Raw genomic sequence first — 13,856 nt, forward strand, 5'->3', positions numbered from 1 at the left:
ATTCCGCCACCGCCTGGCCAGCGTCACCGGTTCTGACGATACACCGCGGCGATGGGATCGATGGCAGTCTGCCATTCGGATAGCCAGGCCTGCACAGGCTTCGGAACCCTGCCCGGCTTTGGCCATGGCACCGGGTACTCGGGCGGCTGGAACAACGGCGCCAGCAGCGAGCAGGCAGTGAGATCGGCGCGGGTAAACTGATCGCCTACCAGGAACGGACGTTGCTGATAGATCTCGGCCAGTTCTTTAACCAGAGCCTCGAGGGTTGCCTGTGAGGTATCGGCGGTTTTCTGGTTGATCTTCATCCACTTGCGCATGATCTCATCAACCCGGCTGAAGGCCAGGCTGAGCAGGATACGACCATAGAATGGTGTGCCCGCTGCCAGCATGGGTACCACGACTCTCGGGCGTTGCAGAAAATAGTGGTACACCCAGGTGCGCAGAGCGGGGCCGACCTGTTCGTCCAGCTTCTGTTCCCATTCAAGAACCCTGGCCTGAAGGTCTGGATCCGCCGGCAATAAGGGCTTGTCTGGAAAGACCTTGTCGAGGTAATCCAGGATATGTCCGGAGCCCTGGATGATCTGGCCGTCGTGTTCGAGTACCGGTACAGACGACTCGGCCCTGGTCAGTTTGCGAATGGTGTTTACATGCTGGCCCGGGAGCAGGTTGACGGTCTGATAGTTGATGCCCTTGTAGTCCAGGGCCCAACGCGCCTTTTCGCAGTAGTGCGAAATGCAGAACTGATAGAGTTTGATCGCCATGGTGTTGCTCCGGATGTCTGGTAACTCAAGATTAACCTTTCTGTATGCGAATTCCCAAGACGGCAGGCGTAGAATGTATCGGTTATCTCACTATCTATCAGGGGGTTATATGAGTCTTGCAAAGAATGTAATGGCGATGTTGCTGATTACCGGGTCGCTCTGGGGCTGCTCCCTCAATGCCGAGAAAGAGGGTGGAAAGCCCGGGTCGCTGGCCGGTAGCCAGTGGTTGGTGGAAGAGATTGATGGTGAGCCGGTGCTTGAGGGTAGTGAGGTTACCATCGGGTTCACCGATGAAGGGCGGGTGTTTGGCTCATCGTCCTGCAACCGTTACAACGGAGGCTGGCACATTCAGGGTCAAGAACTGGTGTTTTCCCAGATGGCCGCGACGCGAATGGCCTGCCCCGAGACCCTGATGCAGCAGGAAAACCGGTTTCTGAAACTGCTGGGCGACGTTCACGGGTATCAGTTCGCCGCAGATGGCCGTCTGGTGCTTGAGACCGGGCAGGGCGTTACCATCCTGGCCTCGCCAGCCGCTGAACAGGAGTAGTTCCGGTCGCCTTGGCGATGACGTGACACAGATACGCTTCTGCCTCAGCGCTTTGCCTCGATCGTGGTGAATCCAGGATGGAATCTCTACAATGGCGACTTGTAGTCTGGAACAACAGAGGATGTGTTCATGTTTTTGCGACAAGGTGTATCGCTGTCTGTCGTGGTTCTTGCCGGCGCCCTGATCAGTGCCTGTGCCTCCAGCCCGACGAAAACGGGCCTGTCGGAGTTTGGCCGTTACCAGTGTGGCCAGCTCGAAGTTACGGTCACCAGCTCCGGTGACGACGAACTGGTAGGGCTGGAATACCTGAATCGCCGGGTTCTGCTCAAGCCGGCCGAGAGCGCCTCCGGCGCCTTGTTTGTCGCGCCCGGCGACCCGGATACCCGGTTCTGGAGCAAGGGGGAGCGGGCAACGCTGAGCCTGCGTGGCGAGACGCTTCCCGAGTGCCTGGAGCCGGGCGCCATTGAATCCTCGTTTCGTGGGATAGGCACGGAACCGTTCTGGTCTGTTGTCATCGAGAATGGCCAGATGCGGCTGACCCGTCCTTACGACCAGCAAGTCACCGAAGATATCCGCCTGAACGAGATTCTTGCCAATCGTCATGGTCGCGCCTATGAAGCCACGCTGGGTGACGAGCGGATGGAAGTGCGGATCGCTCATCAGTTGTGTGAAGACCAGATGGCCGGTGCTCAGTATCCGGCTCAGGTGCGTCTGACACTCGGCGATGAGACGTTTGAGGGTTGTGGCGGGGATCGTCAGCGGCTGTTCCGGGGTGCCGAATGGGTGGTGGAAGACCTTGCCGGTGCTGGCATTATTGACCGCTCCAGAATGACCCTGAGGTTTCTGGCGGACAACCGGGTAGCTGGCCGGGCTTCCTGTAATCGCTATATGGGAAGTAATAACCTGACGGGAGAAGGGCTGTCCTTCAGTCTTCAGGCCACCACCATGATGGCCTGTGCGCCGGCGTTGATGAATCAGGAAAGGCGTTTCCTGGAGCTGCTGGAAGAGGTAACGGATGGCCGGATCGGCCGGCATGGTGAATTGCTGCTGCAAACACCCGCTGGCGATACCATAAAGGCTTTTCAGTCCGAGGTGGAAAGCCCGTAGGACGCCTTGATCACGTCCAGACGGCCAGTTTCAGCCAGCCTGGCCAGACCTGCATCCAGTAGTCTGGCCAGTTCCTCCGATCTTGGATTCCCGGCCGAGAAGGCGATGTAGACGGGGGCCTGGTGGGCGATCCCGGCCAGTCTTGGAGGTGGATATCCTGAATGCTCCCGCAAAAACCAGCTCATGACCGCCTGGTCTTCGGCGAAGGTATCGGTACGTTCCTGTGCCAGTAGTCTGAGGGCTCGCCCGAGGGGCGCTGCTCCGGAGAGGACCCACACTCGTTCGGGATCATCGGTATAGTCTGCAATATAACGATCCAGCTCCGGAGAGTAGGAGTAACCGTTGATCACCAGCAGGGTTTTTCCGTTAAGCGACTCCAGCCCCCGGTATTGCCATTGACTCTCCGGATGCGTGTACAAGCCGATACGGGCGGTGCCCATGGGGCGCTCCGGAAAGACAAAGTCCGGGGCGTCGCCTTTCAGGGCGCCGATAACGCCATCAATCCGGTTCTCCCGGGCCAGGCTCAGGGAACGGGCCCAGCCATAGTTTCTGTACTCAACGTCAAAGCCGGATGCGGCAAAAATCTCCCGCGCAATATCCACCATATAACCTTCCTCCGGCGCACCAGCCCGGCAGTTATGGGGGCACCAGGGGTCGGCGGCGAGAATGATCCGGTGTTGATCAGGATGGGGGGCAGGTTGCTGGCGCGTGGCGCTTTCCGTGACTTCATGCCGTCCTGGTTCTGTAGCCTCATCGGGTGAGCAGGCGGCCATCAACAGGGCCAGGATGAGTAACGGGAATCTGGGCATGAGCGGACTGGGTCACGGTAATCTGCGAATGTGCATTTTCATAGTATACCCTTGCATACTATTTGCAATAACAGGTTCGACACTGTCAACGGACTGAAGCATTCCTGGCGCACACTGTCAGCAGCCGTTGCCAGAGAGCCTGAAATGACCGAACTGAAAGCATTGACGCCCCACGCTGTGATACCAGCGGAGCAAGCCCGTCGGGACAGAGGCCAGAAACGAAGGCTTCGCACTTTCCTGCCGGAGCTGATCCAGCTCGAGCGGCTACTGGCGGAGGCGCCGGAAGGTGTCTCCAGTTCGGTACTGTCCCGGGTGAACGTTCGCGACCTTGAACTGCCGGTCTATCGGGTCGACCTGGGCACCGACCGCAAGGATGCGCCCGTTGTTATGCTGATTGGCGGAGTTCATGGGCTTGAGCGTATCGGCACGCAGGTGGTGATGGCGTGGCTGTCTTCTTTTCTGGCCCGCCTGGCCTGGGATGACAGCGTACAGGCGCTTCTGGAGCGGGTGCACATCACGCTTCTGCCCATGCTGAACCCGGGCGGCATGTACCTGAACCAGCGCAGCAATCCGAACGGGGTTGATCTGATGCGTAATGCGCCGATCACGGCCCAGGATCGCAGTGCCTTCCTGTTGGGAGGGCAGCGGCTTTCACCACGCTTGCCCTGGTATACCGGTGATCCCGAACAGGGGATGGAAGCCGAGAACCTGGCCCTCGAGTCGGTGATCCGGGAACTGCTGCCGGGCCGTCCATTCAGTCTGGCGCTGGATTGCCACTCCGGGTTTGGCTGGCAGGATCAGATCTGGTTTCCCTACGCTTACCGCCGCCGGCCCATGCGCCGCATTGGCTCGGTCATGGCGCTCAAACTGATCTGGGAACAGGCTTACCCCAATCACACGTACCGGTTTGAGCCGCAATCTGCCCACTATCTGACCCATGGTGATCTATGGGACTACTTTTACAAACAGGTTAACCGAACCAGCGCGGGTGTTTTTCTGCCGCTCACCCTGGAAATGGGATCCTGGCGCTGGATTCGTAAACGCCCGCGTCAGCTGTTTAGGCTGGAAGGCTTCTTCAACCCACTGGTTCCGCACCGACACCAACGGGTGTTGCGCAGTCACATGCCGTGGATTGATTTCCTGTTGAACGCCGCTGCCAGTCATGAGAACTGGTTGCCGGGGGCGGATGAAGAGTCCATGCTGAGGGAAGCTGCCATTATGCACTGGTACAGGGATAGCCGATGACATGCACTGGATCCTTCTGAGAGGCCTTACCCGGGAGCAGGGCCATTGGGGCGATTTCCCGGCACAGCTTCGCTCGGCCTTTCCGGAACACCGGTTCCACACCGTTGATCTGCCGGGTACCGGCACACTGTTCCGCGAGGATTCTCCTGACACTATCCCTGAGATTCGCAGGCGCGTCTGTGAACAGGTCAATCATATACCCAGGCCTTTCAGCCTGTTGGCGCTGTCCATGGGCGGTATGGTGGCCCTTGACTGGGCCCAGCATGCCGAACCCGGGGAGCTGCAGCACCTGGTTCTGGTCAACACCAGTTCCGGTTTCAGCCCGTTCTGGAAACGCATGCGCCCGCTGGCCTGGCCGCGCGTGACTCAGCTACTGGCCCGTCGAGAGCTGTTTCACCGGGAGCGGGATATTCTGCGCCTGACGTCCAATCGAGAGATTCCACTGTCTTTGTGCAAAGCCTGGTACAGCATCCAGCGCCAGCGTCCTGTCAACTATCGTACGGCGTTCAATCAGTTGCGGGCGGCAGCCCGGTTTCAGCCCTTGCCGCAGCGGCCCATGGCAGATGCCCTGCTGCTGGCGAGCAAGGATGACCGTATTGTGCACTGGCATTGCAGCGCCGAACTGGAACGGCGTTGGTGCTGGACGCTTCGGCTGCATCCGGATGCCGGGCACGACCTGCCGCTGGATGAACCCGGGTGGATCATCCGGCAGATGGAGCAGTGGTTGCCTGGTCAATAGCGGTTGCTTGACGCAACTGTTTTTTGCGGTCACGCTCATTGGCGTCAATTCAACGAGTGAACGGAGCCAATAACAAGATGAAACTCTTCGAAACCCGAACCGCCCCCAACCCACGCCGAGTGCGCATGTTCCTGGCCGAGAAAGGCTTGCTGGACCAGGTTGAACTGGTGCAGGTGGATATTGAAAAAGGGGAGAACCTGAGCCCGGACTTTGTTGCCCGCAACCCGATGAAGAAAGTGCCGGTGCTGGAACTGGATGACGGCATCTGCATTGCCGAAACCATGGCCATCTGCCGCTATTTTGAGGAAAGCTATCCGGACACGCCCAGTCTGTTGGGTGAATCGCCGCTGGAGAAAGCCCAGGTGGAGCAGTGGCTGCGCTGGATCGAATTCTATTTCATGATGCCCACCGGCATGTGCTTTCAGCACACCACCGGCTATTTCAAGGATCGGATGAATCCCATCAAGGAGTGGGGGGAGGAGTGCGGCCTGGGCGTCGAGAAATTCATGCATTTCCTGAACAAGCAGCTCGAGGGCAAGGAATACCTGTGCTGTGACCGGTTCACCGCCGCCGACATCAACGCTTTCACCACCGTAGCCTTTGCCCGGGTGGTCAATATCCGTATCAAGCCGGAACAGGAGCATCTGCAAGCCTGGTTCGACCGGATCAAGTCGCGGCCTTCGGCGCAGGTCTGAAGTTTGCCGGTGACCTGAAGTCCGGCCGGCTGATAGTATCGCTTGATGGAACGGCGCGCCCTGTTCACACGGGGGCGCCAGGAGCGAGCCGTGCGACTTGAAGGATTGAATGATGAGCAACAGTGCCAATCTGGAATGTGCGATTAATGCCATCGACCAGGCAAACCAGCAGGATCCCAACCGCGAGGAAATAGATGGTGAATCCCTTCCCAGGGAATTCGCATACAGTCTGCACATGACCCGCTGGCTGTTTGAGCTGGAGCCGGAACCTTCCGAACGCATGCAGATTGCCTGTCGGGCCCAGCATATCGAGCGCTGGACCATGCCCCGTAGTGACTATGGTGAGGGCCGCAAGAATTACTATCAATGGCGTCAGGCCTGCGGCCGCATGCATGGTCGCCGGGCAGCGGAGATCATGGCGGCTTGCGGCTACCCGAAAGCGGAGTGCGAACGGGTCGAAACCATTCTGACCAAGCGTAAACTGCGGGAAGACGAAGACACCCAGTTGCTGGAAGATGTGGCGTGTATGGTGTTTCTGGAGCGCTATTTTGCACAATTCTTTGAAGACAACCCGGATTACGACAAAGAAAAATGGCTGCGCATTGTGCGCCGGACCTGGGGAAAAATGACACCTCGTGGCCACAGTGCCGCTCTGAAGCTGGCCGAGGGCATGCCCGCTCACCTGTTGGCGTTGCTGCAGGAGGCTCTTGCCGCACCCGCTGAGTGAATCCTGCACTTGAGCTACTGCCATTCGTTGCATATGATATGCATTATCATTTGGCAATGGATGGCAAACCATGGCGACACTGGCCGACCGAAATCCGAAAATCCTGATTGTCGAAGACGATCAGTCCCTCAGTGATCAGCTGTCCGGATTACTGGCGTCCCGGGGCTACCAGGTGGTGCAGAGCTACGAGGGCGATCAGGCACTGATCACCGCCATGGGGCAGCGACTGGATCTGATTCTTCTGGATGTGCTGCTGCCACGGATGAACGGGTTCGAATTCCTGGAGAAGCTCCGTAAAACCCGCCAGACCCCGGTCATGATGCTGACCGCCTGTGGTGCCGAGCAAGAGCGCATTATGGGGTATCAGCAGGGGGCCGATGACTATGTGCCAAAACCTTTCAGTTTCACCGAATTGCTGTTGCGAATTGAGGCGTTGCTGCGACGCACCCTGGGCGAAACCGATCAGCGCGCAGACCCTGCCGCACTGGCTGCCGGTGAGTTGAAGCTTGATCGTCATGCCATGACCGCCAGCTTTCAGGGTAATCCGGTCTCGCTGACTCCCATCCAGTTTCGCCTGCTCTGGACTCTGGTGTTGCATCAGAGCGAAGCGTTGAGCAAACCCTATCTCTACCAGGTGGTGCTGGAGAAAGAGTTCAGTCGCTACGATCGGAGCCTGGACATGCACCTGAGCCGGGTGCGTCGCAAGTTGGTGGAGGCCGGCGTTGCCGGTGACCGACTGCAGACAGTGCACGGCAAGGGGTATTGCTTCCAGTGAATCGTCGTTTGTGGTGGAAGCTGTCAGGCACCCTGGCGCTGGGAACGCTGGTGTTGTTCTGGGTGATCTCCTTTCTGGGGACCACTACTGAACAGCAGATGAGTTTTATTGCCCGCAAGCATCAGGAGACCATGAAGGACTGGGGGCACACAGCAGAGCGTCTGTACCTGGCCGGCGACGAACAGGCCCTTGCCCGTTGGCTGGAGCAACTGCAACAGGACGAAAACACCTGGGCGGCGGTGGTTCGGTCCGAGATACAGCCGCTGGCTGGCAGTGAACTGTCATCACAGTTTCAGGAGGGTTTTCGGCTTGGACGCAACGTGGAATGGAAGATCCATCTGTATTTCACCGAAAACCCGATCATGGATCTTACCTTCGCCGATGGCCATACCCATTTCCTGATTACCCTGCCTCAGCGTATGCGGCCGGGCGCTTACCTGCCGGAGGCGCGGCTATTCCTGAAAGCTGCCCTGCCACTGACGGTGCTGCTGGCATTGTGTCTGGTGATTTACCGGCACCTGATGAATCCCGTTCGCCAGCTGGAACTGGCAACCCGTCAGTTCAGTGAGGGTAATCTGGGCGCCAGAGCCAGGGCTCTGCTAGGTAACAGAAATGACGAACTGACGGCGCTGGCAGAGACCTTTGACCAGATGGCTGAGCGGATCGGCGATCTGATCCAGTCCCAGCGCCGGTTGATCTCCGATCTCTCCCATGAGCTGCGAACGCCCCTGACCCGGATTGATATGGCCATCAGTTGCGTAGAGGAAGGGATCGATACCCAGCATTTCCTGCCCCGGATACGGCGGGAGTGCGATCTGATGCGCGCCCTGGTGGAGGACACCCTGACCCTGGCCTGGCTGGAGAACGAGCAGCCGGAGCTCAACCAGGAGGATCTGGATCTGACCGATCTGGTGGATACCATTGCGGAAGACGCCCGCTACGAGTACCCGGAGCATCATATCAGGATCGAGCTTCCGGAACAGGCGGAGATTCGGGGTACCAGTCATCGGGCGTTGGCACAGGCCATTGAAAATGTGGTCCGTAATGCCTGCAAGTATACGCCGGCCGGTGGCACGGTAATGATACGGCTGCAGGAGGAAGCCGGTGGGTACCGGCTGTCGGTGGAGGACGACGGGCCGGGGGTTCCGGCCGAGCAACTGGAGGCGATCTTCCGGCCGTTTTTCCGTGCCACACGGATCCGGGAAAGTGTGCCGTCTGGCCATGGCCTGGGGTTAGCGCTGGCAAGCCGGCATCTGGATGCCATAGGGGGGCGAATCCGGGCCTGTAATCTTGCGGGGAACGGTGGTCTGGCGATGCATTTGTGGTTGCCTGCAGTCCGGATGTAACAAATGTAAAACTGGTTCACTTCGCGACACAAGTTATCGAGAATGCACTCCAAATACGAATCATTTGCATAATGGAGTGCGGTCGTGATGGCAAATTCCTCACCGATGAAACAACCCCGGCGCTTTCGTCGCAACACCCTCTGGCTGGCGCTGATGGCAGCACCTCTGGCTCATGCACAGCCGGTTTCCCTGGATCCTATTCAGGTAACCGCAGACCGTGAGGCGGACGCCGATACTGTGGTCGATGCAGAGACCATAGAGCGTTTCCAGGCGGACGATCTGGAAGACGTCTTTGCGGGCCAGCCAGACGTGAGCGTTGGTGGGTCCAACAGCATCGCCCAGAAAGTTTATGTCCGAGGCTTTGAAGACCCGCTTTTGAACGTATCCGTGGATGGTGCCACCCAGGCTGGGGCACTGTTCCATCACTCCGGTCGACTGTCGGTGGAGCCGGAGTTGCTCAAGCAGGTTGAAGTCAATGCCGGGGCTGGCCGGGCCACCGAAGGAGCAGGCGCCCTGGGCGGATCAATCCGCTTTGTTACCAAGGATCCGGACGATTTGTTGCGGCCAGGCGAAAGCGCCGGGGCCCTGGTTAAATTCGGCTCTTTCTCCAACACCGATGGCTACAAGGCCAGTGGCACGGCCTTTGGTCGGCTGAGTGATAACTGGAGCACTCTGGTGTCTGTCAGCCAGAGTGACCACGAGCCGTTCAAGGATGGCAGTGGCGACCGTATTGCCGGCAGTGATGCCCGTCAGCAGCTGGGGTTTGCGAAACTGGTGGGCCAGTTGCCGGCCGATCAGACTATCAAGCTCAGTCATGAAGTACGTACCGATGAGGGGGAGCGGCCCCAGCGTCCACAATGGGTTGTCAGTAGTTTCAATCGCCTTTACGAACTGGATGGCCGACGGGACACCACTACCCTCAACTACGGATACGCTCCTGCAGGCAATGCCCTGGTGGATCTTGAGGCAACCGTATACCACACCGAGTCTGACATCGAACAGAACGTTGAGGATCGCTGGGGTCGTTACTTCGGGTTTAGCCGGAACATCGGCGGCGACCTTCGTAATACCAGTCGTTTTGGCGGGCACAGCCTGACCTACGGTGTTGATTATCGTGAGGACAAGGTGAACGCGGGGTATCAGGAGGACAAGCGGGCCGAGCAACAGACCGGTGAAGTGCTGGGCGTTTACCTGCAGGGCGATCTATGGCTCACCAGCCGTCTGCTGTTCAGTGCCGGCGCCCGTTATGACGACTACCGGCTCAAGGACAACGATGATCAGCGCTTCAGTGAAGACGAGGTCAGCCCGAATGCCAACCTGGCCTGGGAGGTGGTGGACGGTCTCACCCTGAAAGCTGGTTATGCCGAAGCCTTCCGGGGGCCAACCACTCAGGACTCCTTCAAGCTGGAAGGTTCTGAAAACGATCCGGATCTGGAAGGCGAAAAAGCCCGGAATACCGAGGTCGGTTTTGATTACCGCTACGAAACTTTCCGACTGTCGGCCGAGGTATACCGTTCTGAAATCAAGGACGCCATTGCTGATCCGTTGCTGCCGTTCCGGGAATCCATCTACAAGAACATCGGAGATCTCGAGTCTGACGGCTACCTGATCTCGGCCGGTTATCAATGGCAGGCACTTTCCGCCGGACTGAGCTTCCACAGTAACGATGCCGAAGTGGATGGCCAGCCGTTGACGGTGTACGAGCACAATCTGCTGGGTAACACCATGGGAGATACCTGGATTGCCGACCTGGCGTACCGCTGGGATCGAAACCTGGAGTTTGGCTGGCAGGGCCGGTTTGTTGAGGGTATCGATAATCTGGACACCTCTGTTGGCAACATCGACAAGCCCGGATACGGTGTGCACGACCTGTATCTGCACTGGTTACCCACCGGCAATGAGGATCTGCGGCTGAGTCTGACCATCAAGAACGTCGGCGACAAGCAGTACCTGGCTCATGCCAGCAATGCCGATTACCAGCATATTGAGGACTATGAGGGAATCGTTGGCATGCCGGAGCCGGGGCGGGACATCCGTGTTGGCCTGGCCATGCGGTTCTGAGGCCCGTGATGTTGCGTTACCAAATCACAGCCGCCCTGATGGGCGGCGTTTTCTGTTTACTGGCTGAGCTCTCCCTGGCGGCGGACACGGTTACCGATCTGGCGGGGCGGACGGTAAAGCTGCCGGACCGTGTCGAGCGAGTGATCCTGGGAGAGAGTCGCTACATTCCCGCGCTTGCCATACTGGAGGGAGAGCACCTGCCTGACCGTCTTGCGGGGCTGTTACCGGATTTCGAAATGACGGATCCGGGCGGCTATGCGCAGTATCTGAAAGCTTTCCCGTCACTGGCGGATATTCCCCGGGTGGGGCACACCTCGGCTGACAGTTTCAGTCTGGAAAGTGTGCTTGCCATGGGGGCCGACCTGGCCATCTTCAGTCTCGCGGGCCACGGTCCCGGTGCCCATAACCGGGCACTGATTGATAGCCTTCAGCGAGCGGGCGTGGCAGTGGTGTTTATCGATTTTCGGCAGGATCCTCTGGTCAATACACCCAGGAGCATGGCTGTTCTGGGCGAAGTTCTCGGGCGTCAGGATGAGGCCGAGGTCTTCAACCGGTTCTACCAGCAACAGCTTGCCCGGGTTACCGGCGTGGTGGCCGAGATTCCGCGAAGCGACTGGCCCAGCGTGTTCCTGCACAGTCGTCTGGGTCGGCATGACAACTGCTGTGAGACCATGGTGGAGGGGATGATGGGGCACTTCATCGAGGCTGCTGGCGGTAAGAATGTGGCGCAAGGCCGGGTTCCCGGGGTCAGTGGTGTGCTCAATCTGGAATATCTGATCAGTGAGCCGCCCCGGCGTTACGTAGCCACGGCCATTGGCTCCCGACGGTATCAGGCGTCCGAAACCGACCACGCATACGTGATGCTCGGGGCCGGTATTGATGAGCAGACGGCCAGGGCATCCCTTCTCCGGGCCACCGATCGTCCGGGGCTGCGAGCGGTAAAACCCATTCGAGAGGGGAGGGCCATGGCTATCTGGCACCACTTCTACAACACGCCCATGAATGTGGTGGCGGTCCAGGCTCTGGCCCGGTGGTTCCATCCGGCAGCGTTTGGTGAGCTGGATCCAGATGCGACCCTGGCGGAATTCTACCGGCGATTCCAGCCAGTGCCGCTTGACGGAGTCTATTGGGTGACAGCCGGGGAGGCCCAGAAATGACGCCTGTGCAGTATAGGCAAGATGCAGGGCTGAAATCGTCTGACACCAGGGCGTCCTCGCTGGCCGATGACTATCGGCGTTTTGTCTGGCGCCGGGTGTTATGCCTGGGAGGGTTGACCCTCGCGGCGATGACGGCACTGCTGGTGGATATTGCCAGCGGGCCGTCGATGTTGGGATTGATGGATGTGTTCAGAGGACTACTCAACCCTGAGGGTATCGATGCCGGCACCCGCGTGATCATTGAGGATATCCGACTGCCATACGCGTTGATGGCGGTGGTGGTCGGCGCTTGCCTTGGCCTTGCCGGGGCGGAGATGCAGACGGTACTGAATAATCCGCTGGCCAGCCCGTTTACCCTGGGCGTCGGTGCGGCTGCCACTCTGGGGGCGTCCCTGGTGATTGCCTTCAATATCTCGGTATTGGGATTGGCGGCCCATGTATTGCTGCCCCTGTCTGCGTTTGTATTTGCCGCAGCCGCCTCGCTGCTGATTCTGGTATTGTCACGCACTCTGGGGGCCTCGGTGCATGCGGTGGTGCTGTTTGGGATTGCCCTGTTATTCGGCATCAACGCAGTGGTGGGCCTGATCCAGTTCATGGCCGATGCCGAGTCGGTTCAGCAGATTGTGTTCTGGACCATGGGTAGCCTGGCTCGGGCCAGTCTGGACAAAGTGGCCATTGTCGCCCTGGTGCTTGCGCTGTGCCTGCCGTTTTCCCTTCGCAATGCCTGGGCCATGACCTTGTTGCGCAGTGGTGAGGAGCAGGCCCGAAGCCTGGGTATCCGGGTGGAGCGCATGCGCCTGGTGGTGCTGATGCGGGTGAGCCTTTTGACCGCGGCGGCCATGTGTTTCGTTGGCGAAATCGGGTTTATCGGCTTGGTGGCGCCCCACATCGCCCGTTTGATGCTGGGTGAAGATCATCGCTTTCTGTTGCCGGGCAGTGCCCTGGCCGGGGCCGTTCTGCTGTCGTTGTCATCTATCGCCAGCAAGTTACTGGTGCCGGGAGTGGTATTGCCGGTGGGGATTGTGACCGCCCTGGTAGGTATCCCGCTGTTCATTACCCTGATCATCGGCCGCAGCAGGAGGGCCGCATTGTGACCCTGAAGCTGCAATCCGTCACCGCCGGTTACCGGAATCGATCCGTGTTCACAGGGCTTACCCTGCCGGAGATACCCGCGGGCTCACTGGTGGCCGTGGTTGGCCCTAACGCCGTGGGTAAATCCACGCTGCTGAAATCCATTGCTGGCCTGCTGCCGATTGCCGGCACCATGACCTTTGCCGGGGAAAACCTTGCGGCGATGACGGCCCACCATCGTATTCGTCGTGTCGGTTACCTGCCGCAACCACTGCCCCAGGCCATTCCGTTGGTGGCCTATGAAACCGTATTCAGTGCCTGTCGCTCCGCCCGCGGTGACTGGTCCCGGGAAGAAACCGAGCTGGCGATTGAAGAGGTTTTCGACACCCTGGGTATCCGGCAACTGGCGCTTCGGCGGCTGTCGGAAATGTCTGGTGGTCAGCGCCAGATGGTGGGGCTGGCTCAGGTACTGGTACGTCAGACGCCATTGATGCTGCTGGATGAGCCCACCAGTGCCCTGGACTTGCACTGGCAGCTGAATGTGCTCAACGCGGTACGTGATGCCACCAGCCGGACCGGCGCCATTGCTCTGGTGGCCAGCCATGATCTCAATCTGGCCCTGCGCTATTGCGACCAGATTCTGGTTCTGTCCCCGGGGGGCCAGGCCGTGCTGGGCACACCGGCACAGGTGCTGACGCCGGAATTGTTGGCCAGAACCTATGGTATCGAGGCCCGCATCGAGCGATGCTCCCGGGGACACCCCATTGTGCTGGCGGATCGTCCGCTATCTGCCAGTGTTAACTGACCCATTAAGGT

14 protein-coding genes are annotated in these 13,856 nt (G+C 59.2%); 12 read left to right on the top strand and 2 right to left on the bottom strand.

All coding sequences use genetic code 11. The features are described 5' to 3' along the window. Positions 1-23: 23 nt before the first annotated feature. The gene (locus ACAM27_RS04355) at positions 24-761 is read right to left on the bottom strand and encodes a glutathione S-transferase family protein (RefSeq protein WP_011786953.1); all 738 of its coding nucleotides are present in this window, start codon (positions 759-761) and stop codon (positions 24-26) included. 109 nt (positions 762-870) lie between these two features. Here ACAM27_RS04355 and ACAM27_RS04360 point away from each other — a divergent pair, with 109 nt between their 5' ends. Both ACAM27_RS04360 and ACAM27_RS04365 read left to right on the top strand, forming a co-directional pair. After that, entirely contained in the window at positions 871-1,308 is a 438-nt protein-coding gene (locus tag ACAM27_RS04360; protein ID WP_011786952.1) for an META domain-containing protein, read from the top strand. Between the two features lie 129 nt (positions 1,309-1,437). Continuing rightward, positions 1,438-2,415, top strand: coding sequence for an META domain-containing protein (locus ACAM27_RS04365; protein WP_011786951.1), 978 nt, complete (start codon positions 1,438-1,440; stop codon positions 2,413-2,415). Here ACAM27_RS04365 and ACAM27_RS04370 read toward each other — a convergent pair. After that, positions 2,391-3,224: an ABC transporter substrate-binding protein gene (locus ACAM27_RS04370; protein WP_011786950.1), complete on the bottom strand. Its 834-nt coding sequence runs from the start codon at positions 3,222-3,224 to the stop codon at positions 2,391-2,393. The two genes, ACAM27_RS04365 and ACAM27_RS04370, sit on opposite strands and share 25 nt — an antisense overlap. 144 nt (positions 3,225-3,368) lie before the next feature. Between ACAM27_RS04370 and ACAM27_RS04375 the strand changes: the two genes are divergently transcribed. The 10 genes from ACAM27_RS04375 (at position 3,369) to ACAM27_RS04420 (ending at position 13,845) form a co-directional block, all read left to right on the top strand. Then, entirely contained in the window at positions 3,369-4,469 is a 1,101-nt protein-coding gene (locus ACAM27_RS04375) for a M14 family zinc carboxypeptidase (protein ID WP_041656518.1), read from the top strand. 1 nt (position 4,470) lies between these two features. Continuing rightward, complete coding sequence (locus ACAM27_RS04380; protein ID WP_222534044.1) at positions 4,471-5,208, top strand: alpha/beta fold hydrolase; 738 nt, start codon at positions 4,471-4,473, stop codon at positions 5,206-5,208. 77 nt (positions 5,209-5,285) lie between these two features. Beyond that, positions 5,286-5,903, top strand: coding sequence for a glutathione S-transferase family protein (locus ACAM27_RS04385; protein WP_222534043.1), 618 nt, complete (start codon positions 5,286-5,288; stop codon positions 5,901-5,903). Positions 5,904-6,012: 109 nt separating this feature from the next. Then, positions 6,013-6,630, top strand: coding sequence for a DUF4202 domain-containing protein (locus ACAM27_RS04390; RefSeq protein WP_222534042.1), 618 nt, complete (start codon positions 6,013-6,015; stop codon positions 6,628-6,630). 70 nt (positions 6,631-6,700) lie between these two features. Further along, on the top strand, positions 6,701-7,405 hold the full coding sequence (locus ACAM27_RS04395; protein WP_222534041.1) for a response regulator transcription factor: 705 nt from the start codon (positions 6,701-6,703) through the stop codon (positions 7,403-7,405). Then, positions 7,402-8,751 carry a histidine kinase sensor domain-containing protein gene (locus ACAM27_RS04400; protein ID WP_222534040.1) on the top strand — a complete coding sequence of 450 codons (1,350 nt, stop codon included), beginning with the start codon at positions 7,402-7,404 and terminating at the stop codon, positions 8,749-8,751. Before ACAM27_RS04395 ends, ACAM27_RS04400 begins: the two co-directional genes overlap by 4 nt. Before the next feature lie 87 nt (positions 8,752-8,838). Further along, on the top strand, positions 8,839-10,812 hold the full coding sequence (locus ACAM27_RS04405; protein ID WP_369612615.1) for a TonB-dependent receptor domain-containing protein: 1,974 nt from the start codon (positions 8,839-8,841) through the stop codon (positions 10,810-10,812). An 8-nt stretch (positions 10,813-10,820) separates the two neighbouring features. Next, positions 10,821-11,969 (top strand): iron ABC transporter substrate-binding protein, encoded by a 1,149-nt coding sequence (locus ACAM27_RS04410; protein ID WP_369612616.1) that lies wholly within the window; start codon positions 10,821-10,823, stop codon positions 11,967-11,969. After that, the gene (locus ACAM27_RS04415; RefSeq protein ID WP_022993157.1) at positions 11,966-13,063 is read left to right on the top strand and encodes an iron ABC transporter permease; all 1,098 of its coding nucleotides are present in this window, start codon (positions 11,966-11,968) and stop codon (positions 13,061-13,063) included. The genes ACAM27_RS04410 and ACAM27_RS04415 overlap by 4 nt, the downstream gene beginning before the upstream one ends. After that, positions 13,060-13,845 carry an ABC transporter ATP-binding protein gene (locus ACAM27_RS04420; protein ID WP_014422803.1) on the top strand — a complete coding sequence of 262 codons (786 nt, stop codon included), beginning with the start codon at positions 13,060-13,062 and terminating at the stop codon, positions 13,843-13,845. The genes ACAM27_RS04415 and ACAM27_RS04420 overlap by 4 nt, the downstream gene beginning before the upstream one ends. Positions 13,846-13,856: the final 11 nt, after the last annotated feature.

This window comes from Marinobacter sp. RI1, assembly GCF_041155085.1.
Classification (GTDB): Bacteria; Pseudomonadota; Gammaproteobacteria; order Pseudomonadales; family Oleiphilaceae; genus Marinobacter; species Marinobacter nauticus.